Genomic DNA, 22,166 nt, shown 5'->3' with positions numbered 1-22,166 from the left:
GCGCCGGCATGCGGGCACGCCAACGCCATGTGTTCAACTACTTCTGGAACTGTTCGCGCAGCTTCAGCTTGTAGAACTTGCCGGTCGAGGTGCGCGGCACGGCATCGATGGTCTCGTAGCGTTCGGGCAGTTGCCATTTGGCGAATCCCTTGCCGAGCAGCAGTGTGTTCAACTCGTCGGGCGTGGCCTGCTCGCCGGGCTTGAAGACGACGCAGGCCAACGGCCGCTCGCTCCATTTCTCATCGGGAATCGCGATCACGGCGGCTTCGGCCACGGCGGGGTGGGCCATGAGCGCGTTTTCCAGTTCGACCGAACTGATCCACTCGCCGCCCGACTTGATCAGGTCCTTGGTGCGGTCGCTGATGCGCACGAAACCGAGGTCGTCGACGCTGGCCACGTCACCGGTGCGCAGCCAGCCGTCTGCGGTGAACTTGTCGGCCGGCGCGCCGGCGTGGTGGTAGCCGCCGGTGATGAAGGGGCCGCGCACCTGCAACTCGCCCACGCTGGTGCCGTTCCATGGCTGGTCGCCCGCATCGCCATGGATGCGCAGATCGACCAGGGGTACCGGTATTCCGGCAGTGGCCGCGTGGCGGAATTTCTCGTCGATGTCCGCGCCCGCCAGTTCGGCGCGTGGGTACGACAGCGTGCCGACCGGGCTGGTTTCGGTCATGCCCCAGCCCTGCATGATCCAGACACCATGCTTGTCGAAGGCGCGGATCAGGCTTTCTGGCACCGCCGCGCCGCCGACCATCGAGCGCAGGCCGGCTGGCAGCTTCCAGCGGCCGTGGTTGGGGGAGCCTTCCTTCAGCGAAGCGTCGTAGGCCTGGATCATGGCGAGCCAGATGGTTGGCACTCCCAGGGTCAGGGTGGGTGGTTCCTGCTGCATCAGGTCGAGCAGGTCATCGGGGTGCAGGTGCGGGCCCGGAAACACCAGCTTGGCGCCCACCATGACGGCGATGTAGGGCATGCCCCAACTGTTGGCGTGGAACATCGGTGTGACGGGCAGTACCACATCGGTATTGCGCACACAGGTGGCGTCGGGCAGGCCGGCCACCAGCGTGTGCAGCACCGTCGAGCGGTGCGAGTACACGACGCCCTTGGGCTTGCCGGTGGTGCCGCTGGTGTAGCACATCGACACGGGGTCGTTCTCGTCGTGCGGCACATAGGCGAAGCCGTCGGCATCGGCGCTCGCCAGCAGGGCCTCGTAATCGGTGAACCCGGCCGGCACCGGAGCGCCGGAGAAGGGAAACACGATCACCTTCTCGAACCGGTGCAGATGGGCGAACTGCTGGTAGAGCGGCAGCAGCACGTCGTCGATGACCAGAAAGCGGTCCTCGGCGTCGCCGGCAATCCAGCCGATCTCCTCGGGCGGTAGACGCAGGTTCAGCGTGTGCATCACGCCACCGGCGGCCGGGATGCCGAAATAGCACTCCAGGTGCGCGTGGTGGTTCCAGCTCAGCGTCGCCACACGGTCGCCCTTGTTCAGGCCCAGCTCGAGTAGGGCGGCGGCCAAGGTGCGGGTGCGGCGGTAGAACTCGCCATAGCTGTGGCGCCTGAGCGACTTGTCCGGCAGGCGGGACACCACCTCATTGCCGTGGAACAGCTTGCCCGCGCGCTCCAGCAGGTGGTTGAGCGAGAGCGGCACGCTCATCATCGTCGTCTGCATGATCGTCAGGCCTCCTGTCTGGTAGTCAAATGCAAGACAAAGCACTTTACGGCAACGGCCTGCCCTGGCAGGGCAGAATGTGATCCATGGAAACCCTGACGCAGGAGATCGCCGCCGCCGCCGCGCGCATGGTGGTCGAGGACGGGCTGGATTACGGTGCCGCCAAGCGCCGCGCCGGCAAGCTGCTGGGCCTGCCGCCCCGCACGGCGCTGCCGGACAACGACACGGTCGAAGCCGCGGTGCGCGAGCATATCGCCCTGTTCCACGCGGATACGCAGCCGGCCGAACTGGCGGCGCTGCGCCGGCTGGCGCTGCAATGGATGGAACGCCTGGCGGAGTTTCGCCCGCATCTGACGGGCGCCGTGTGGAACGGCACCGCGACCCGGCTGTCGGACGTGGTCCTGCAACTGTTCTGCGATGATCCGAAGTCGGCCGAGATCGCACTCATCGATCACCGGGTCGACTACCAGGCGCGCAGCGTGAACGGCTTCAACGGCGACGCGGTGGATGCCCTGAGCTTTTCCAGCCCGTGCGCGGAGCTGGGCGAAGCCATTGGCGTGCACCTGATGATCTACGACCATGATGACCTGCGCGGGGCCCTCCGGCCCGGCGCCAACGGCCGCGTATCGCGTGGCGACCGCAAGGCGCTGCTGGCGCGCATAGAAGAGGAATCGCAGCATGACTGAACAGCATCCGACCCAGGCCATGGCGGAAGTCGAGAGCGCAACACCCGCGCCGGCCGTCACCCGGCGCTGGGGCCTGGCGGCGATGGCCGCCGCGGCCGCCGCCGCAGGCGCCGGCGTGGCGTGGTGGCGCCTGCAGCCGGGCGAGGCGGACCTGACCGGCTTCTGGGGTCTGTCGTTCCCGACGCCCGACGGCACCACCCTGACCATGGCCAGCCTGCGCGGCAAGCCTCTGCTGGTCAATTTCTGGGCCACCTGGTGCCCGCCCTGCATCGAGGAGCTGCCGCTGCTGAGCCGTTTCTACGAAGCGAACTGGGCCAGCGGCTGGCAGCTGGTCGGGTTGGCGGTGGATCAGCCCGATCCGGTCAAGCGCTTTCTGGACCGCACGCCGGTGGCCTTCCCGGTGGCCATGGCGGGGCTGGCGGGTGTCGATCTGAGCAAGCAGCTGGGCAACGATGCCGGCGGCCTGCCCTTCACCGTGGTATTCGACGCAGAAGGTACACTGCGGCACCGCAAGATCGGCCAAGTCCACGAAGCCGACCTGAAGGCCTGGCGCGGCTGAGCGCCTCGACCGGCCCGGGCGGCACCCAGCCAGCTTAAACAATTCAAAGCAAAATCCGGGCAATTGAAGCCAATTTAAGTTAAATTCGGCGCAATTCACCCGGAATCCACATCTCCATGGATCTACGCAAACTCAAGACCCTGATCGACCTGGTGTCGGAGTCCAACGTCTCGGAACTCGAGATCACCGAAGCCGAGGGCAAGGTCCGGATCGTCAAGGCGTCACCCTCCGGCCCGGTGCAAATGGTGTATGCGCCGCCAGCAGCGGTGCCGGTGGCCGCCCCGGCACCAACCGGAGCGGTGGCGGCACCCGCGGCCGCCGAGGCGCCGCCGCCGGCACCCGCCGAGCCGGTGGTCACCGGCTTCCTGGTCAAGTCGCCGATGGTGGGCACCTTTTATCGCGCCGCCAGCCCGGGTGCCAAGGCCTTCGTCGAGATCGGCCAGAAGGTCAACGAGGGTGACACCTTGTGCATCATCGAGGCGATGAAGATCCTCAACGAGATCGAGGCCGAGAAGGCCGGCACCATCACCCAGATCCTGGGCGAGAACGGCCAGGCGGTGGAATATGGCCAGCCGCTGTTCGTGATCGAGTAAACGGCATCAGATGTTCAAGAAGATCCTGGTCGTCGACTGCGGCATCCTGGCGACAGGCCAGGCGAAACAAACCGCCCCGGCACGTGCCAGCGTGCGGGCGACGAGCCGCGAAGGTGGGCATGTTTAAGAAGATCCTGGTCGCCAACCGCGGCGTTCTGGCCACGGGCCAGGCGAAGCAAACCGACCTGGCGCGCGCCAGCGCGCGGGCGATGAGCCGCGGGGGCGCGCATGTTTAAGAAGATCCTGGTCGCCAACCGCGGCGTTCTGGCCACGGGCCAGGCGAAGCAAACCGACCTGGCGCGCGCCAGCGCGCGGGCGATGAGCCGCGGGGGCGCGCATGTTTAAGAAGATCCTGGTCGCCAACCGCGGCGAAATCGCCCTGCGCGTGCAGCGCGCCTGCCGCGAGCTCGGCATCAAGGCCGTGATGGTCTATTCCGAGGCCGACAAGGACGCCAAGTACATCAAGATGGCGGAGGAGGCCGTGTGCATCGGTCCGGCGCCCTCGAGCCAGAGCTACCTCAACATGCCGGCCATTATCTCGGCAGCCGAGGTGACTGACGCCGAGGCCATCCACCCCGGTTATGGCTTCCTGAGCGAGAACGCCGATTTCGCCGAACGGGTGGAGAAAAGCGGCTTCCAGTTCATCGGCCCGACGCCGGAGTCGATCCGCATCATGGGCGACAAGGTGTCGGCCAAGCAGGCCATGATCAAGGCCGGTGTGCCCTGCGTGCCGGGCTCCGAAGGCGCCTTGCCGGACGAACCGGCGGCCATCAAGCGCATGGCCAAGAGCATCGGCTACCCGGTGATCATCAAGGCCGCCGGCGGCGGCGGCGGGCGCGGCATGCGCGTGGTGCACACCGAGGCGGCGCTGCTGCACGCGGTGCAGACCACCAGGGGCGAGGCGGCGGTGGCTTTCAACAACCCGGCGGTGTACATGGAGAAGTTTCTCCAGAACCCGCGCCACATCGAGATCCAGATCATCGCCGACAAGCACCGCAACGCGGTCTACCTCGGCGAGCGCGACTGCTCGATGCAGCGGCGCCACCAGAAGGTGATCGAGGAAGGCCCGGCGCCGGGCATCCCGCGCCGCCTGATCGAGCGCATCGGCGAGCGCTGCGTGGCGGCCTGCAAGAAGATCGGCTACCGCGGTGCGGGCACCTTCGAGTTCCTGTACGAGAACGGCGAGTTCTATTTCATCGAGATGAACACGCGCGTGCAGGTCGAGCACCCGGTGACCGAGTGGATCACCGGCGTCGACATCGTGCGCACGCAGATCATGGTGGCGGCGGGTGAGAAGCTGCCGTTCACGCAGCGGCAGATCCAGATCAAGGGCCACGCGATCGAGTGCCGCATCAACGCCGAGGATCCGTTCAAGTTCACGCCCTCGCCGGGTCGCATCACCTACTGGCACCCGCCGGGCGGGCCCGGTGTGCGGGTCGATTCGCACATCTACGACGACTACTTCGTGCCGCCGCAGTACGACTCGATGATCGGCAAGATCATCGTCTACGGCGACACGCGCGAGCAGGCCATCGTGCGCATGCAGACCGCGCTGGCCGAGACCGTGGTCGAGGGCATCCAGTGCAACATCCCGCTGCACCGCGAGCTGCTGGTCGATGCCAAGTTCATGGAAGGCGGCACCAACATCCACTACCTGGAGAAGTGGCTGAGCGAGCACCAGCGCTGAGCGCAACTCGCCCAGCTGGTTTTTCGCATGTTCGAACTGCGTCTGGTCTGCCCCGAGGAGCGGGTCGAAGCCATTTCCGACGCGCTGCAGGCGCTGGATGCGCTGAGCGTGTCGGTCGAGGACGCCGACGCCGAAACCGAGGGCGAACGCGCGCTGTTCGGCGAACCCGGCATGCCGCCGCCGGCACAGAGCTGGGTGCGCTCGCGTGTGCTGGCGCTGTTCCCGGACCAGGCGGCGGCGCAGGAGGCGGCGCGGCTGCTCGCGCTACAGGATTTCTTCGCCGGCTGCGAGGTGCAGGCGATCGAGACCGTGCCCGACCAGGACTGGGTGCGTCTGACGCAGTCGCAGTTCGAGCCGGTGGAGATCACGCCGGCGTTCTGGATCGTGCCGACCTGGCACCAGGTGCCGGCGCAGGCCGAGCAGGTGATCCGGCTCGATCCGGGGCTGGCCTTCGGCACCGGCACGCATCCCACCACGCGCATGTGCCTGCGCTGGATCGCGGCGCATCCGCCCACCGGCCAGCGCGTGCTCGACTACGGCTGCGGCTCCGGCATCCTGGCCATCGGCGCGGCATTGCATGGCGCGGCGGAAGTCGATGCGGTGGACATCGACGAGGCTGCGGTGCAGTCGACTCTGGACAACGCGGCCGCCAACGGCGTGCGCCTGTGCGCCGGCCTGCCCGATGCGGCGCGGGGCGAATACGGCACGGTACTGGCCAACATCCTGGCGACGCCCTTGAAAGTGCTGGCGCCGCTGCTGTGCCAGCATGTCGCCCCGGGCGGCGCCTTGGTGCTGGCGGGCGTGCTGGAGCGCCAGACCGAGGAACTGCAAGCCACCTACCAAGCCTACTTGGCCCTCGAGGTCGCCGATCGCGAGGACGGCTGGGTGCTGCTGGTGGCGCGCCGCGCCTGAGTGCCTGAGCGCCCGGACGATTCGCGGGCAGGCCGCTGCCTACAATCGCCACGCTACGCTTCGCCGCAGCTTCGCACCGCCGCCCCATGAGTTCCGTCACGCAATGTCCGGCCTGCGCGACCGCCTTCCGGGTCGTGCCGGACCAGTTGCGCGTGGCCGATGGCTGGGTACGCTGCGGCCATTGCGGTGAGGTGTTCGTCGCTGCCGCGCACATGCTGGAGCACGACGCGCTTGCGCCCGGTCAGCTGCCGGCGACGGATTCGGCGCCCACGGCGGAAGCGTCAATCGACAGTGTGGATGAGCAGCCGCGCGAGCGCGCAGCAGCAGCGCCACTCGTGGCCAGACATGAGGTGGTACGGGACGTTGCCGCTGTTGCGGCGATGCCGGTGGAAGCGGCCGAGCCGAGCCAATCGGATGCGCCCGACGATCTGGTCGGCGAGCGGGGGCCATCCCCCGCTGCTGAAGACCGCTTGGAACCGGGCAGCTTGGCGAGCGCGAGCCAAAGCGCGGATGCCGCCCAGGCGATGCCGGGGACGGTGGGTGAAGCGCCGTTTCTTGCCGCACCGGTTCCCGCGGCCGGCGCCGGGAAGCAGCTGCTCATGTGGGCGCTGCTGCTGGTCCTGCTGCTGAGCCTGGCGCTGCAGCTCGCCCTGAGCCAGCGCCACTGGCTGGCGGCGCACTGGCCGGCGCTGCGGCCGGCACTGCAAGCCCTGTGCGAACCGCTGGCCTGCCGGGGCGATCCACTGCGCCAGCTGGATGCCGTGGTGATCGAGGGTTCCGCCTTCCAGCGCCTGCTGCCGGACCGCTTTCGCGTCAGTTTCACGGTGCGCAACAATGCCGACCTGCCGGTGGCGACACCAGCGCTGGAGCTGACGCTGACCGATGCGCAGGATCAGGTGCTGCTGCGACGCGTGGTGCCGGCTTCCGAACTGGAGGCGCCAGTCACGCTCGATCCGCGCGCCGAGATCCGGCTGGTGCGCGACCTGACCGTGTCCGACGCGGCCCGGCCTGCGGATGTGAGCGGCTACCGGCTGCTGCTGTTCCACCCGTGACGATGGGATGACCGGTATTGGCTGCAGCCAGTATTTTTCTTTCCTGACCAACCTACGACGACACCATGGCCACCCTGATCTGCGGCTCGCTAGCATTCGACACCATCATGAGCTTTGAGGGCCGCTTCGCGCAGCAGATCTTGCCTGAGCAGCTGCACATCCTCAACGTCTCGTTCCTGGTGCCCAGCCTGCGGCGCGACTTCGGCGGCTGCGCCGGCAACATCGCCTACGCGATGCGCCAGCTCGGCGGCACGCCGCTGCCGATGGCGGCGGTCGGCAACGACGGCGCCGGCTACCTGCGGCGCTTCGAGGAACTGGGCATCAGCACCGAGTTCGTGCGCCGCATTGATGACAGCTACACCGCGCAGGCCATGATCATGACCGACCGCGACAACAACCAGATCACCGCCTTCCACCCCGGCGCCATGATGCAGGCGCACTGCAACCGGGTTGCGGCGCGCGACGACATCAGGCTCGGCATCGTCGCGCCGGACGGGCGTGACGCCATGCTGGAGCATGCCGAGCAGTTCCACGCCGCCGGCATTCCGTTCGTGTTCGATCCGGGCCAGGGCCTGCCGATGTTCGACGGTGCCGAGCTGGCGCGCTTCGTCGAGCTGGCGAGCTGGGTCGCCGTCAATGATTACGAGGGCCGCATGCTGTGCGACCGCATGGGCGTCGAACTGGCCGAGCTGTCGCGCCGCGTGCGCGGCCTGATCGTGACCTTGGGTGGCGATGGCTGCGAGATCTGGGAGCAGGGTGAGCGCCGGCATGTGCCGGCCGTGCCGGCGGCGCAGGTGGTCGATCCGACCGGCTGCGGCGATGCCTGGCGCGGCGCCTTGCTCCACGGTCTGGAGCAGGGCTGGGACCTGGCGCGCTGCGCGGCGCTGGGAAACCGGCTGGGGGCACTCAAGATCGCCCAGCGCGGACCGCAGAACTACAGCGTCGATGCGGGCGTGCTGGCCCTGGCCTGAGTTGACTTGGCTGCGCGCGGCATCGTTGTGATCCCGCGCCCGGACTGAAAAAAACCCGAACACGCCGGAGCGTGTCGGGTTGCAGGAACGGCGGCCTCGAGGGCCGCTTTCTTATGCTTGTCAGGGTTTGCTGGCCGTCGGGAAGGGCCACGCGGCCTGCGGGTTCAGCGTGGTCTGCGCCGCTGGTGCCGCTTTCTTGGCGGCTGCTTTCTTGGCCGGCGCCTTTTTCGTGGCTATTTTCTTGGGAGCCGGTGCGGCCTTCTTGGCTGGCGCAGCTTTCTTCGCCGGTGCGGCCTTCTTGGCAGGAGCGGCTTTCTTCGCGGCTACCTTCTTGGCGGCGGGCGCGGCCTTCTTGGCCGGTGCAGCTTTCTTCGCCGGTGCGGCCTTCTTGGCAGGAGCGGCTTTCTTCGCGGCTACCTTCTTGGCGGCGGGTGCGGCCTTCTTGGCCGGTGCAGCTTTCTTGGCCGGTGCGGCCTTCTTGGCAGGAGCGGCTTTCTTCGCGGCTACCTTCTTGGCGGCGGGTGCGGCCTTCTTGGCCGGCGCAGCTTTCTTCGCCGGTGCGGCCTTTTTGGCAGGCGCGGCTTTCTTTGTGGCGGCCTTTTTGGCGGCCGGTTTCTTTGCAGTTGCCATGTTTTTCTCCTAGAGTCTTTCGGTTGAACGTTCAACAGCAGGAAACACTTCGCGCCTGTTGGGACACACGAAGCGATTCATGGCACTGGAGCTTGTCCCCATCACCATGAACAAGGGCGCAACCGCCCACCGGCGCGCGAACGCCGCTGGCGGATTGCTGATTCGGTGACTGCACGGTCTTGTCGTCGCGGCATCAATCCCAGGACAGCGCGCCACCGGTCTGGTACTCGATGACGCGGGTCTCGAAAAAATTGCGTTCCTTCTTCAGATCGATCATCTCGCTCATCCACGGGAACGGGTTTTCCTCGTTCGGATAGAGCGCATCGAGGCCGATCTGGGTCGCGCGACGGTTGGCGATGTAGCGCAGGTAGCCCTTGAACATGGAGGCGTTCATGCCCAGCACGCCGCGCGGCATGGTGTCCTCGGCGTAGCGGTATTCCAGTTCGACCGCGCGCTCGAACAAGGCCTTGATCTCGGCCTTGAAGGCGGCCGTCCACAGGTGCGGGTTCTCCAGCTTGATCTGGTTGATCAGGTCGATGCCGAAGTTGCAGTGCATCGACTCGTCGCGCAGGATGTACTGGTACTGCTCGGCGGCGCCGGTCATCTTGTTCTGCCGGCCGAGCGCCAGGATCTGGGTGAAGCCGACGTAGAAGAACAGGCCTTCCATCAGGCAGGCGAACACGATCAGGCTTTTCAGCAGCGTCTGATCGGCTTCGGGCGTGCCGGTGACGAAGGCCGGGTCCATGATGGCGTCGATGAACGGGATCAGGAACTCGTCCTTGTCGCGGATCGACGCCACCTCGTGGTAGGCGTTGAAGATCTCGCCCTCGTCCAGGCCCAGCGACTCGACGATGTACTGGTAGGCGTGGGTGTGGATGGCCTCCTCGAAGGCCTGGCGCAGCAGGAACTGGCGGCACTCGGGCGCCGTGATGTGGCGGTAGGTGCCCAGCACGATGTTGTTGGCGGCCAGCGAATCGGCGGTGACGAAGAAGCCCAGGTTGCGCTTGACGATGCGGCGCTCGTCCTCGCTCAGGCCATTCGGCGACTTCCACAGCGCGATGTCGCGGTTCATGTTGATTTCCTGCGGCATCCAGTGGTTGGCGCAGGTGGCCAGGTACTTGTCCCAGGCCCACTTGTACTTGAACGGCACCAGTTGGTTGACGTCGGTCTGGCCGTTGATGATGCGCTTGTCGGCGACATTGACGCGGCGCTGCTGCCGGCTGGCGGCGCCGGTCCTGGCGGCGGCTGTGGGTGCTGAAACGGCGGCGGCGACGGGCGGCGTTTCTATCACCGGCTGCAGGCGCGGCTGCAGTGTGGTTGAGGGGGCGTCGTGATCCCAGTTCAACATGGTTTTTCCAATGCTCCGATTATGGGAGCAACGCTATGAAAAGAAAAGTGCTCATTCACATCGTTGCTCGATAAGTGTTGCAACAAGGCATCGCATGCGTGCCGCGTTGCGCGCTTTTGTTCATTGACAGGCTTCGCAGCCCGGATCGTCGATGGCGCACAAGCGCACGTCGGTCGCCGGTGCCTCGGCCAGGTGTGGGTGCAGCGTGGACGGCTCGGCGCGCGCTGCGCTCATGCGCGCAGCGCCGCCGCCGTCGCTCGGCACGGCATTGAGCCGGCCTGATTGCACGGTCGACTTCTCGGCCTGCGTGGCGCTGGTGGTGCGCAGGTAGTAGGTCGTCTTCAGGCCGCGCAGCCAGGCCAGCTTGTAGGTGTCGTCGAGCTTCTTGCCCGATGCGCCGGCCATGTAGATGTTCAGGCTCTGCGCCTGGTCGATCCACTTCTGCCGGCGCGCGGCGGCCTCCACCAGCCAGTGCGGCTCGATCTCGAAGGCGGTGGCGTAGAGCTGCTTCAACTCGCGCGGCACGCGGTCGATCGGCGTGAGCGAGCCGTCGAAGTGCTTGAGGTCCATCACCATCACCTCGTCCCACAGATCCAGGCGCTTGAGCTCGCGCACCAGATGCTGGTTGATGACGGTGAACTCGCCCGACAGGTTGCTCTTGACCGACAGGTTGCCGAAGCAGGGTTCGATCGAGGCGTCGACGCCGATGATGTTGCTGATGGTGGCCGTGGGCGCGATCGCCATGCAGTTGCTGTTGCGCATGCCGTCGTGCGCGATCTTCGTGCGCAGCGCGTCCCAGTCCAGCGTGCTGCTGCGATCCACTTCCACGTAGCCGCCGCGCGCCTGCTCCAGCAGCTCCAGCGTGTCGAGCGGCAGCACGCCGCGCTCCCACAGCGAGCCCTTGTAGGAGGAGTAGCGGCCGCGCTCGGCCGCCAGTTCGGTGCTGGCCCAGTAGGCGTGGTAGCAGATCGCCTCCATGGATTCGTCGGCGAACTGCACCGCCGCTTCGGAGGCGTAGGGGATGCGCAGCGCGTACAGCGCGTCCTGAAAGCCCATCAGCCCCAGGCCGACCGGGCGATGCCGCAGGTTGGCGTCGCGCGCCTTCTTCACCGCGTAGTAGTTGATGTCGATGACGTTGTCGAGCATGCGCATCGCCGTCGACACCGTCTGCTTCAGCTTGTCGTGATCGATGGCTCCGTCCTTCAGGTGCTGCAGCAGGTTGACACTGCCCAGGTTGCAGACCGCGGTCTCGGTGTCGCTGGTGTTGAGCGTGATCTCGGTGCACAGGTTGCTGGAATGCACCACGCCGGCGTGCTGCTGGGGGCTGCGCAGGTTGCAGGCGTCCTTGAAGGTGATCCAGGGATGCCCGGTCTCGAACAGCATCGACAGCATCTTGCGCCACAGCTCGACGGCCGGCAGGGTCTTGCTCGGGCTGATCTCGCCACGCGCCGCGCGCTCCTCGTAGGCGAGGTAGGCCTGCTCGAACTCGGCACCCGACTTGTCGTGCAGATCGGGCACCTCGGAAGGCGAGAACAGCGTCCAGGGGCCCTGCTCCATCACGCGGCGCATGAACAGATCGGGCACCCAGTTGGCGGTGTTCATGTCGTGCGTGCGGCGGCGGTCGTCGCCGGTGTTCTTGCGCAGTTCCAGGAATTCCTCGATGTCGAGGTGCCAGGTCTCCAGGTAGGCGCATACCGCGCCCTTGCGCTTGCCGCCCTGGTTGACTGCCACGGCGGTGTCGTTGACCACCTTCAGGAACGGCACCACGCCCTGCGATTCGCCGTTGGTACCCTTGATGTGGCTGCCCAGCGCGCGCACGCGGGTCCAGTCGTTGCCCAGGCCGCCGGCGTACTTGCTCAGCAGGGCGTTTTCCTTGATCGATTCGTAGATGCCGTCCAGTTCGTCCGGCACCGTGGTCAGGTAGCAGCTCGACAGCTGCGGGCGCCGCGTGCCGCTGTTGAACAGCGTCGGCGTGCTGCTCATGAAGTCGAAGCGCGACAGCACCTCGTAGAACTCGATCGCGCGCGCCTCGCGGTCGATTTCATGAAGCGCCAGGCCCATCGCCACGCGCATGAAGAAGGCCTGCGGCAGTTCGATGCGCTGCTTGCGCACGTGCAGGAAGTAGCGGTCGTAGAGTGTTTGCAGTCCGAGGTAGTCGAACTGCAGGTCGCGCTCAGGCCTCAGCGCCGCGCCCAGCCGCGCCAGGTCGAACTGCAGCAGGCGCTCGTCCAACAGTTCGTTGTCCACACCCTTGCGGATGAACTGCGGGAAGTAGTCGGCGTAGCGATCCGCCAGCTGCGGCAGGCTCAGCGTCTCGCCCAGCACCTCCCGGGCGACGGTGTGCAGCAGCAGGCGCGCAGTGGCGTGGCTGTAGTCGGGCTCCTTCTCGATCAGCGTGCGTGCGGCCAGGATGGCGGCCTTGTAGACCTCGTCCGCCGGCACGCCGTCATACAGGTTGCGCAGGGTTTCGGCCAGGATCGGCTCGGCCCTGACCTCGGGGCTGAGGTCGGCGCAGGCCTGTTCCACCAGAGCCCGCAAGGCCGCCAGGTCCAGCGGCACGCGCTCGCCGCGCTCCAGCACGTGCAGCACCGGTGCGGGCGCCGCGGCCTCGGTCTTCTTCTGTGCGCGTTCCTGCGCGCGGCGTTCGCGGTACAGCACGTAGGCGCGCGCCACCTCGTGGTGGCCGCCGCGCATCAGGCCCAGTTCGACCTGGTCCTGCACGTCCTCGATGTGGAAGGTGCCGCCGCCCGGGCGCGAGCGCATCAGCGCGCGCACGACGGTGTGCGTCAGGCTGTCGACCAGCTCGCGCACGCTGGCCGAGGCCGCGCCCTGCGTGCCGTGCACGGCCAGGAAGGCCTTCATCATCGCCACCGCGATTTTGCTCGGTTCGAAGGCGACCACGGCGCCGTTGCGGCGAATGATCTGGTAGTGGGCGTAGGCGCTGGCGGGCGCGATCACGGCATCTGCGGGGGCGCGCCCGGCAGCGTCGGGCACGCCGATGGGCGGGCGTGTCGTGCTTGCAGTTTGCATGGGAATCCTTTGCTGAGGTGTGGTCGAAGAGGCGCTGCAATCGGTTTTCTTGTTCGTTGGCGACTGCAGGCAAGAACACTATATATAGTGTTTTAGATAAGTTCAAGACACTATCTGTGGTGTTTCTACTGAGTCTGTTCCAGAACGCTGGAGCATCGCTGCTCCGGCCTGCTGGCGGCCTGCGCGCCGGTGGATCGATGGGCGGTGGGGGCGGGTGGCGCGTTGGGTGGCGTAGGCTGCGCGCCGCGTCGGTGTGTCGGTGCGCAAGCGCTACCTACGCCTGATACGGAACCGCGTTCAAGAATATGGAAACCGTTCGGGCTGAGCCTGTCGAAGCCCTGCGTACAGTCTGCACTTCGACAAGGCCTGTCGTGAGCTTGTCGAACGGCTCAGTGCGAACGGGTTCCCAAACCGTCGAGCGCTAACCGACATGACCGGTTGCGGGAAACGCGCTCGCCTTCCAGCCGAGCGCCTGCCGCAGGCGCGTCCAGTCGAAGCCAGGTCCGGGGTCGAACTTGCGCCCGGGCGCGATGTGCTCGTGGCCGGCGACGGCGGCGATGGGGTAGCGCTGGCCGAGCGCCGCGCACAGCGTCGCCAGGCTTTCGTACTGCGCCGGTTCGAACGGCCCGCCCTCCAGGCCCTCGAGCTCGATGCCGACCGAGTAGTCGTTGCAGTTGGCGCGGCCCTGGAAGCACGATGGACCGGCGTGCCAGGCGCGTTCGTCGCAACTGACGAACTGCCACAGCGCACCGTCGCGGCGGATGTAGAAATGCGCCGAGACCTCGAGCCCACGGATGGCGTCGAAGTAGGGGTGTGCGTCCCAGTCGAGCGTGTTGGTGAACAGCGCCTGCACCTGCTCGCCCGCGAACTCGCCCGGCGGCAGGCTGATCGAGTGGACCACGATCAGGCTGATATCGGTGCCCGCCGGACGCGGCCCGAAGTTGGGCGACGCCAGCGTGCGTGCGTGCCGGTACCAGCCGGCCTGCCAGAGCGCGTCCATGCACTCAGCCCGGCTCATCGCCTGGCGCCTTGTCGCTGGGCGCGGTGATGCCCAGGCGCGCGATGCGGTAGCGGATCTGGCGCAGGTTGAGGTCGAGCAAGGCTGCCGCGGCCGTGCGGTTGAAGCCGGTTGCGCGCAGCGCGTGTTCCAGCACCCGGCGCTCCTGCTGGTCGAGCCAGGCTTGCAGGTCGACCGGCAGGGCGGGCAGCGCGGAGTCGGATTCAGGTGCGGCGGCGTTCGCCGCGTCCGCCGGTGCCGGTTGCGCGCTCGGTCGTGGCATCGCGGCGGCTTGCGGCTGCGCCACGGCGGCGACCGATGCGGCTTCGCCATCGGGCTCGCCGCGCAGCGCCAGCGCGCGGTGCAGCAGGTTCTCCAGCTCGCGCACGTTGCCGGGCAGCGGCGCCGTGGCAAGCTCCGGCAGCAGCCCGTCCGGCAACGCCGGGGCGTCCAGGCCGGCTTCGTCCGCGATGCGCCGCAGCAGGGCGCTGCACAGCGCGGGCAGATCCTCGCGCCGCGCGCGCAGCGGCGGCACCACGATCTCGATCACGTTCAGGCGGTAGTACAGATCCTGCCGGAAGTGGCCGGCCTGCACTTCGGCGGCCAGGTCCTTGTGCGTGGCGCTGACGATGCGCACGTCCATCGCCTCCTCGCGTGTGTCGCCAAGCGGTCGCACGCGCCGCTCCTGGATCGCGCGCAGCAGCTTGGCCTGCATCGCCAGCGGCAGGTCGCCGATCTCGTCGAGGAACAGCGTGCCGCCGCGTGCCGCCTGGAAGAAGCCGTTGCGGTCCTGCTGCGCGCCGGTGTACGCGCCCTTGCGGGCGCCGAAGAACTCGGCTTCGAGCAGGTTCTCGGGAATGGCGCCGCAGTTGACCGGCACGAAGGGCCCCGCCGCCCGGTGGCTGCAGGCGTGGATGGCCTGCGCCACCAGCTCCTTGCCGGTGCCCGATTCGCCGCGCACCAGCACCGGCGCCATGCTGGGTGCGACCCGCACGATGGCCTGCTTGATGGCGCGCATGGCGGCCGACTCGCCGACCAGGCGCGCCAGGGCGGCGTGGCCGGAATCGGTGTCGACGGCTGGGCCGGCGTCGGCCGCTGGCGCGGCGGCCTGGTCCGGCGCCGCGACCCGTGCCGGACTGGTGGCGGCACCCTCGGCCAATACGGCCGCATTGATCACGCTGCGGAACTGCTGCAGATCGACCGGCTTGGTTAGGTAGTCGAAGGCGCCGCACTTGAGCGCTTCGACCGCGTTCTCGGCCGAGCCGTAGGCGGTGATGACGACGCTGCGCTCGCTGGCGCGCCGCGCCGACAGCTCACGCAGCAATTCGATGCCCTGGCCGTCGGTCAGCCGCATGTCGGTGATGACGACGTCGAAGCGCTGCCGCCCCAATTGCCCGCGTGCCTCGGCCAGCGAGCCGGCGGTGTGGACCTGGTGGCCCTCGCGCAGCAGCGTCAGTTCGTACAACGTGCGCAGATCCGGCTCGTCATCGACCACCAGGATCCGGGCCGGGCTCGGGGCGGGCTGCGGCGTGCTCATGAGACCGCCAGTTGCTGCGCCGGCGTGCTGCTGGCGGCGTGCCCGGCAGGGGCGAAGCGGATCGAGAAGTCGTTGCCGTCCACCTGTCGGCCTTGCAGCGGGCGCGCGACGCGTTCGTAGGCGATGCCGGCGCCGTGGCGTTCGCACAGTTCGCGGCAGATGAACAGGCCCAGGCCGCTGGAGCGGCTGCGCGACGACGAGAACGGCTCGAACAGGTGCTGCCGCACCGCTGCCGGCAGCGGCGGTCCGTCGCTCCACACCGACAGGGTCGCGGCGCCGTCGCGCGGCGCCCGCGTGCCGACCTGCAGGGTGCCCGGGTGCGGGCTGGCGTAGCGCGCGGCGTTGTCGAGCAGGTTGATCAGGATGCGGCGCAGGTGCTCGCGTTCGAAGCGGACCCGCGCGCCCGGCGCCTGCAGCGTCAGTTGCAGGCGCGTGGCCATGGATCCGTGCTGCGCCACCCATTCGCGGCAATGCGCGGCGACCTCGTCGTCGAGCGGCAGCAGCTGCGGTCGGCCGGCGCTATCTAGGCCCTGCGCCCTGGTGGCGTTCAGGATGTCGTCGACGATGCGGCCCAGGCGCTGCGCGTTCTGCCGCACCATGGCGGCCAGGCGCTGCTGTTCGGGCGCGCGCAGGTCTTCCTCCAGTAGGGCGTTGGCCTGGCTGATGGCCGCCAGCGGGTTGCGGATCTCGTGCGCGACGGCGGTCGACATGCGGCCCAGGGCGGCGAATTTCTCCGTGCTGATGCGCTCCTCGATCTGCTGCAGGTCCTGCAGAAACATCACGCACAGGCTGGCGCCGTCGCGGCCGGGCGCGCTGGTGCGCTGGGCCCGCACCAGCACCTGGTGCGCGTCGTCACCGCCGCCGCCCAGCGCGATCTGCGTCGCCTCGATCGGTACGCCGGTGAAACTGCGCCGGGCCAGTGCCAGCAGCGGCGCCCAGCCGGGGTCGGCATCGAGGCCGAACTGTGCCGGCAGCGATGCCGGCTGGACCGCCAGCAGCGCCCGCGCGGCCGGGTTGGCGGCACGTACCCGCTGCGCGGTGTCGATCACCAGCACGCCTTCGGGCAGCGCCTCGATGACCAGGCTGTTGACCAGCGACTGCGTCTGCGCTTCGGCACGGCTGCGGCGTGCCGCGCTTTCCTCGCGCCGCAGCCGCCCGGCGAGCTGGCTGCCCAGCCAGGCCAGGATCAGCAGGCCGGCGCCGGTCAGGCCGGCCTCGGCGATGTGCGCGGTATGGGCCCAGCCGGCCGCGCCGGCGGCCCAGACGGCGTGGCCGAGCAGCAGCAGCGTGACCAGCGCCGCCGTGCCCAGGGCCAGCGGGCGCGAACCCATGATCGCCGCCAGCAGCACCGGCAGCACCAGCAGCGGCGTGTAGCGGATGTCCGCGGCCTGCTGCCAGTGCAGGGCCATGACGAACACCACGTCGACCGCCACCGCGTAGTGCCAGTGGGCCTCGCGCGACTGCTCCTGGGTGCCGCTGCCGGCCATCATGCGCGCCAGCAGCGTGAGTGCGACGTAGGCGACGCAGATGCCCAGCACCCAGGGTTCGACCGGTCGCCCGGACCGGTCCATCACCAGGTGCAGCCCCAGGATGACCAGCGCGATCAGCACGCGCGCCGACAGCAGCGCCGACCACAGCCGTGGCAGCGCGGGCCCGTTGGCGTGGTCGGCCGGCCGGATCGCGCGGCGCCGCGCCGCTGGATTGGCGGCCGGCGCTGCGTCGGGCCAGGCCGCCGGCTGCCGCGACGGCTGGGCGGGCTTCATTCGCCCTCGGACTCGCGCCGGTGCTTGAGCGAGCAGTACTGGCCGGCGCGCCCCACCACCACCTCGTCGCCGGGCACGTGGACACCGCAGCGCGTGCAGCGCACCATCGGCAGCGTCGATTGCCGGCCCGTGCGCGGGCTCTCGTCGTCGTCGTGCTTCAGGCGCCGTCCGCGCTGCCACAGCCAGACGCCCGCCAGCACCGCCACCAGCACGATCAGCAGCTTCATGCGCCGCGCTCCAGCAGCACCTCGAGCACGAAGCGCGAGCCGACGTAGCCCAGCAGCATCAGGGTGGCGCCGATGTACAGCACGCGCACCGCACGCCGGCCGCGCCAGCCGAAACGCGTGCGGCCGAACAGCAGCACGCCGAAGGTCAGCCAGGACAGCAGCGTGAACACGCGCTTGTGGTCCCAGCGCCAGCCGGTGTAGGAACTGCCGTACAGCACCTCGCCGAAGAAGGCACCGGCCAGCATGGTCAGCGTCAGCAGCACGAAGCCGGCGCCGACGAAGCGGAACATCAGGCGCTCCAGCGTCAGCAGCGGCACGCCGCCGTCGACCGCCTGCACCGCCTGGCGCATGCGCGCCTCGGCGCGCGACATGGCCCAGCCGTGCACCACCGCCGCCGCCAGCAGGCCGTAGGCGGCGATGCCGAGCGCCCAGTGCAGCGGCAGCAGGGGCGACGAGGTGGGCGGCGGCGGCGCGCCCGGAAACAGCAGCGCCAGCACGATGGTGAGCGTGCCGAAACCGGCCAGCGCCCAGCGCGCCTTCATCTGCGGATAGAGCTGGCTCTCGATCGCGTACACGGTGAGCACCAGCCACACCGTGATCGACAGCGCCGGCGCGAAGCCGAAGCGGGCATGGCCTTCCAGCAGGTTCCAGGCCAGCAGCACGCCATGCAGCAGCCAGGCCAGCAGCAGCACGCGCCGCGCGGTGATGGCGCCGACCATGCGCGCCGCCAGCGCCGGCACGGCGTATGCCGATGCCGCTGCCGCGGCCAGCAGCAGGCCGACGGGGGAGGGGCTGGCTAGAATCATGGGCACAGTTTAGCGGTTTGGCCCATTTTCGGCGGTCAAGCCGCGCTCTTTTCCACGGCTTTTTCGCACGCGCCGCCGCTGCGCGTGAAACCCTCATGGCCACAGCGCTCACCGACAAGCTCTCCAGCCTGGTCAAGAAGATCTCCGGCCAGGCGCGCATCACCGAGTCCAACGTGCAGGACATGCTGCGCGAGGTCCGCATGGCGCTGCTCGAGGCCGACGTCGCGCTGCCGGTGGTGCGCGACTTCATTGCCCGCGTCAAGGACAAGGCCATGGGTCAGGAGGTGCTGGGCAGCCTGAAGCCCGGCCAGGCGCTGGTCGGCATCGTCAACCGCGAGCTGACGGCGACCATGGGCGAGGGCGTGGCCGACCTCAACCTGTCGGCCCAGCCGCCGGCGGTGATCCTGATGTCGGGTTTGCAGGGCTCGGGCAAGACCACCACCACGGCCAAGCTGGCGCGTCACCTGATCCAGAGGCGCAAGAAGAAGGTGCTGACGGTGTCGGGCGACGTCTATCGCCCGGCCGCCATCGAGCAGCTCAAGACCGTCACCGCGCAGGCCGGCGCCGACTGGTTTCCGAGCACGCCCGAGCAGCAGCCGCTCGACATCGCCCGCGCGGCGCTCGACCACGCGAAGAAGCATTTCTACGACGTGCTGATCGTCGACACCGCCGGCCGGCTGGCGATCGACGAGGCCCTGATGGCCGAGATCAAGGCCCTGCACGGTGCGCTGAATCCGGTCGAGACCCTGTTCGTGGTCGATGCCATGCAGGGCCAGGACGCAGCCAACACTGCGAAGGCGTTCCGCGACGTGCTGCCGCTGACCGGCATCGTGCTGACCAAGATGGACGGCGATTCGCGCGGCGGCGCGGCGCTGTCGGTGCGCCAGGTCACCGGCGCGCCGATCAAGTTCGCCGGCGTCAGCGAGAAGATCGATGGCCTCGAGGTGTTCGATGCCGAGCGCCACGCCGGCCGCATCCTGGGCATGGGCGATGTGGTGGCGCTGGTCGAGCAGGTCACCGCCAACGTCGACATCGAAGCGGCTAGGAAGCTGGCCGAGAAGGTCAAGAGCGGCAGCGGGTTCGACCTGCAGGATTTCCTGGGTCAGCTGCAGCAGATGAAGCAGATGGGCGGCCTCGGCAGCCTGATGGACAAGCTGCCGAGCCAGCTCGCCGGCAAGGCCAGCGACGCCGACCTGGCGCGCGCCGAGAAGGACATCAAGCGCAAGGAAGGCATCATCAACAGCATGACGCCGCTGGAGCGCCGCAAGCCCGAACTGCTGAAGGCCGCGCGCAAGCGCCGCATCGCCGCCGGCGCCGGCGTTCAGGTGCAGGAAGTCAACCGCCTGCTGAAGGAATTCGAGCAGATGCAGGGGGTGATGAAGCAGTTCAAGGGCGGCGCCATGGCCAAGATGATGCGCCGCATGGGCGGCATGAAGGGCCTGGGCGGGATGCTTGGCGGCGCCGGCATGCCGCCCCTGCCGCCGGACATCGGCGGGCCGGGCGGCGGCAAGCGGCGGTCCTGACGCGGCGCCCTGCCGCCCTGGTTTCGGGGCTGGCGAGGCATGCCCGCCGCGCCAGCGGGCGATCAGTCGAAACGCCAGTTCGCGCTGGCGGCGTCGCCCGCGCGCAGGGTCTGGCCGGCGCCATCCAGGACGATGGCATTCATGCCGAAGCTGAGCGCACCATCCAGCCGCGCATCGGCGCGATAGGTCTGCAGCGTCGCCATCACCTCGGGGCTCACGGCGCCGGTCGCGGGGTCGACGTTGGGCATCGGGCAGCGTCCGCAGGGCTTGACTAGCTTCAGGAGCACCTGGCCATCGGCGGTCTGGATGCGCAGCTCGTCGAGCCGGTCCTCGTCATGCGCCTCCAGCCCGCTCAGCACCAGGTTGGGCCGGAAGCGCTCGATGCCGACTGCCGCGTGGCCGGCCTCGGCCAGGCGCCGGTTCAGCTCGGCCAGCGAGGCTTCGCCGACGACCAGCAGCGGAAAGCCGTCGGCGAACTCGATCGGCGCCTCGATGGCGCCGGTCCACTGCCTCGACGCCCAGCGCCGCACCTCGGGGTCGAAGCGCACCAGGCGCAGGCCGGGCTGCCCGAGGAAGTCGCTGAACCACTGGGCCGCGACCTTGCCCATGTCCCAGGCCTCGACCTCGTCGTTCCACACGCGCACGCGGGCCGGCTGCTCGACCTCGTTGATGCCCAGGTGCAGCGCCAGCATGCCGGGCGCGCGCAGCACCACCTCGGTCAGCTTGATCTGCGGGTGCACCAGCACCATGCGCGGCAGTTCGCGCTGGCTGACGAAGCGGCCCTCGGCATCGACCACCATCCAGGCGCGGTCGAGATCGAGGCCGGTGTCCAGCAGCGGTGCTTCGCGCAACTCGACGCCGGCGCAGGACTTGACGGGGTGGATGAACAGGCGCGCCAGGCAGGCGTGCACGTCGGGCTGGGCTGCGGGCATGGAATGGATCAGGGCAGGAGCGGATGAGTCGGGGCCGATTGTGCGTCACCGCGGTGCAGCCGTCCGGGCGCGTCGCCGCTGCGGCGCAAGACCGCCTTCTACAATGGCCCGCATGGCTGCTACCCCAGACATCTGCATTCGCGGCGCCGGCATCGTCGGGCGCACGCTGGCGCTGCTGCTGGCGCGCGCGCGCCTGCAGGTGGCGCTGGTGGCTGCGCCCGCGCGCAGCGATGCGGTGCCGGACGTGCGCGCCTACGCGCTCAACGCCGCCGCGCGCCAGCTGCTCGAGCGCGTGCGCTGCTGGCCCGAGCCGCGCGCCGCCACGCCGGTGCTGGCGATGGAGGTGTTCGGCGATCGGCAGGGCGCGGTGCGCTTCAGTGCCGACACGCAGGCGGTGGCGGCGCTGAACTGGATCGTCGACGTGCCGACGCTGGAGCGCCAGCTGCGCGAGGCGGTGGCCTACCAGGCCGACATCGAGCTCGTCGGCGAGCCGGTGCCGGCGCCGCTCACCGTGGTCTGCGAAGGCCGCGCCAGCCGCACCCGCGACGAGCTGGGCGTCGATTTCGAGACCACGCGCTACCCGCAGCAGGCGATTGCCACGCGGCTGGACTGCGAGCGAGCGCACCAGCAGGTGGCGCGGCAGTGGTTCACGCCCGAGGGCGACATCCTGGCCTTGCTGCCGCTCGACGGGCCGCAAGGCCACCAGGTGGCGGTGGTCTGGTCGGTGCGCGAGGAACGCCTGCCCGAGTTGCTGGCGCTGGACGACGCGGCCTTCGCGGCTCGCCTGTTCGAGGCCAGCGGCGGCGTGCTCGGTGCGCTGCACATGAACAGCCCGCGCGCGCACTGGCCGCTGCTGCTGGCGCACGCGACGCGCTGGGTCGGCCGCATGCCGGGCCGGCCGCAGCAGAGTTTCGCGCTGGCCGGCGACGCCGCGCACGCCATGCACCCGCTGGCCGGGCAGGGCCTGAACGTCGGCCTGGGCGACGTGGCCGAACTGGCCCGGGTGCTGACCCAGCGCGAGAACTGGCGCTCGCCCGGCGAAATGAAGCTGCTGCGCCGCTACGAGCGCGCGCGCCAGGCCGACTGGCTGCGCATGAGCCTGGCGACCGATGCCCTGCAGCAGCTGTTCGGCCGGCCCGAGGCCGGCGCCGCCGCGCTGCGCAACTGGGGCATGAGCCTGTTCGATGTCAGCGGGCCGTTGAAGTCACGCGTCACCCGCCTGGCGATGGGAACCGCCTGAACACCGG

At 68.9% G+C, this 22,166-nt stretch carries 19 protein-coding genes; 9 read left to right on the top strand and 10 right to left on the bottom strand.

Going from position 1 to position 22,166, the window contains the following annotated elements:
• Positions 1-37 precede the first annotated feature (37 nt).
• Complete coding sequence (locus tag PK606_RS10425) at positions 38-1,666, bottom strand: long-chain fatty acid--CoA ligase (protein WP_324563592.1); 1,629 nt, start codon at positions 1,664-1,666, stop codon at positions 38-40.
• Between the two features lie 86 nt (positions 1,667-1,752).
• Between PK606_RS10425 and PK606_RS10420 the strand changes: the two genes are divergently transcribed.
• The 7 genes from PK606_RS10420 to PK606_RS10390 all read left to right on the top strand — a co-directional run bounded on the left by PK606_RS10420 (position 1,753) and on the right by PK606_RS10390 (position 8,126).
• Positions 1,753-2,352 carry a hypothetical protein gene (locus PK606_RS10420; protein WP_324563590.1) on the top strand — a complete coding sequence of 200 codons (600 nt, stop codon included), beginning with the start codon at positions 1,753-1,755 and terminating at the stop codon, positions 2,350-2,352.
• The gene (locus PK606_RS10415) at positions 2,345-2,911 is read left to right on the top strand and encodes a TlpA family protein disulfide reductase (RefSeq protein WP_324563588.1); all 567 of its coding nucleotides are present in this window, start codon (positions 2,345-2,347) and stop codon (positions 2,909-2,911) included. Before PK606_RS10420 ends, PK606_RS10415 begins: the two co-directional genes overlap by 8 nt.
• 116 nt (positions 2,912-3,027) lie before the next feature.
• Positions 3,028-3,504 (top strand): acetyl-CoA carboxylase biotin carboxyl carrier protein, encoded by a 477-nt coding sequence (gene accB / locus PK606_RS10410; protein WP_324563585.1) that lies wholly within the window; start codon positions 3,028-3,030, stop codon positions 3,502-3,504.
• A gap of 337 nt (positions 3,505-3,841) precedes the next feature.
• Positions 3,842-5,191, top strand: coding sequence for an acetyl-CoA carboxylase biotin carboxylase subunit (accC, locus tag PK606_RS10405; protein WP_324563583.1), 1,350 nt, complete (start codon positions 3,842-3,844; stop codon positions 5,189-5,191).
• A gap of 27 nt (positions 5,192-5,218) precedes the next feature.
• Entirely contained in the window at positions 5,219-6,103 is an 885-nt protein-coding gene (gene prmA, locus PK606_RS10400) for a 50S ribosomal protein L11 methyltransferase (RefSeq protein WP_324563582.1), read from the top strand.
• 86 nt (positions 6,104-6,189) lie between these two features.
• A complete protein-coding gene (locus PK606_RS10395; RefSeq protein ID WP_324563580.1) occupies positions 6,190-7,155 on the top strand; it encodes a zinc-ribbon and DUF3426 domain-containing protein in 966 nt (321 codons plus the stop codon).
• A 65-nt stretch (positions 7,156-7,220) separates the two neighbouring features.
• Positions 7,221-8,126 carry a carbohydrate kinase family protein gene (locus PK606_RS10390; protein ID WP_324563578.1) on the top strand — a complete coding sequence of 302 codons (906 nt, stop codon included), beginning with the start codon at positions 7,221-7,223 and terminating at the stop codon, positions 8,124-8,126.
• 120 nt (positions 8,127-8,246) lie between these two features.
• On the opposite strand, the gene PK606_RS10385 is transcribed toward PK606_RS10390, so the two are convergent.
• From PK606_RS10385 to PK606_RS10350, 8 genes are all read right to left on the bottom strand, one after another.
• Complete coding sequence (locus tag PK606_RS10385) at positions 8,247-8,756, bottom strand: histone (RefSeq protein WP_324563575.1); 510 nt, start codon at positions 8,754-8,756, stop codon at positions 8,247-8,249.
• A gap of 193 nt (positions 8,757-8,949) precedes the next feature.
• Positions 8,950-10,104 carry a ribonucleotide-diphosphate reductase subunit beta gene (locus tag PK606_RS10380; protein WP_324563573.1) on the bottom strand — a complete coding sequence of 385 codons (1,155 nt, stop codon included), beginning with the start codon at positions 10,102-10,104 and terminating at the stop codon, positions 8,950-8,952.
• A 120-nt stretch (positions 10,105-10,224) separates the two neighbouring features.
• On the bottom strand, positions 10,225-13,134 hold the full coding sequence (locus PK606_RS10375) for a ribonucleoside-diphosphate reductase subunit alpha (protein WP_324563571.1): 2,910 nt from the start codon (positions 13,132-13,134) through the stop codon (positions 10,225-10,227).
• A 421-nt stretch (positions 13,135-13,555) separates the two neighbouring features.
• A complete protein-coding gene (gene ampD / locus PK606_RS10370; protein ID WP_324563569.1) occupies positions 13,556-14,152 on the bottom strand; it encodes a 1,6-anhydro-N-acetylmuramyl-L-alanine amidase AmpD in 597 nt (198 codons plus the stop codon).
• Positions 14,139-15,668 (bottom strand): sigma-54-dependent transcriptional regulator, encoded by a 1,530-nt coding sequence (locus tag PK606_RS10365; protein WP_324563566.1) that lies wholly within the window; start codon positions 15,666-15,668, stop codon positions 14,139-14,141. Before PK606_RS10365 ends, ampD begins: the two co-directional genes overlap by 14 nt.
• Positions 15,665-17,431 carry a sensor histidine kinase gene (locus PK606_RS10360; RefSeq protein WP_324563564.1) on the bottom strand — a complete coding sequence of 589 codons (1,767 nt, stop codon included), beginning with the start codon at positions 17,429-17,431 and terminating at the stop codon, positions 15,665-15,667. Before PK606_RS10360 ends, PK606_RS10365 begins: the two co-directional genes overlap by 4 nt.
• The gene (locus tag PK606_RS10355) at positions 17,428-17,658 is read right to left on the bottom strand and encodes a PP0621 family protein (protein WP_324563562.1); all 231 of its coding nucleotides are present in this window, start codon (positions 17,656-17,658) and stop codon (positions 17,428-17,430) included. Before PK606_RS10355 ends, PK606_RS10360 begins: the two co-directional genes overlap by 4 nt.
• Positions 17,655-18,464 (bottom strand): cytochrome C assembly family protein, encoded by an 810-nt coding sequence (locus tag PK606_RS10350; RefSeq protein WP_324563560.1) that lies wholly within the window; start codon positions 18,462-18,464, stop codon positions 17,655-17,657. Before PK606_RS10350 ends, PK606_RS10355 begins: the two co-directional genes overlap by 4 nt.
• 95 nt (positions 18,465-18,559) lie before the next feature.
• On the opposite strand from PK606_RS10350, the gene ffh reads away from it, so the two are divergent.
• Positions 18,560-19,987 (top strand): signal recognition particle protein, encoded by a 1,428-nt coding sequence (ffh, locus tag PK606_RS10345; protein ID WP_324563558.1) that lies wholly within the window; start codon positions 18,560-18,562, stop codon positions 19,985-19,987.
• A gap of 62 nt (positions 19,988-20,049) precedes the next feature.
• Here ffh and PK606_RS10340 read toward each other — a convergent pair whose 3' ends face one another.
• The gene (locus PK606_RS10340; protein WP_324563556.1) at positions 20,050-20,919 is read right to left on the bottom strand and encodes an MOSC domain-containing protein; all 870 of its coding nucleotides are present in this window, start codon (positions 20,917-20,919) and stop codon (positions 20,050-20,052) included.
• 112 nt (positions 20,920-21,031) lie between these two features.
• Here PK606_RS10340 and PK606_RS10335 point away from each other — a divergent pair, with 112 nt between their 5' ends.
• Entirely contained in the window at positions 21,032-22,159 is a 1,128-nt protein-coding gene (locus PK606_RS10335; protein ID WP_324563554.1) for an FAD-dependent monooxygenase, read from the top strand.
• Positions 22,160-22,166 lie beyond the last annotated feature (7 nt).

It is taken from the genome of Ottowia sp. (genome assembly GCF_035444425.1).
Classification (GTDB): Bacteria; Pseudomonadota; Gammaproteobacteria; order Burkholderiales; family Burkholderiaceae_C; genus Ottowia.
The sequence above is the reverse complement of the archived record's forward strand: the minus strand, read 5'-3'. Positions and strand labels throughout refer to the sequence as shown.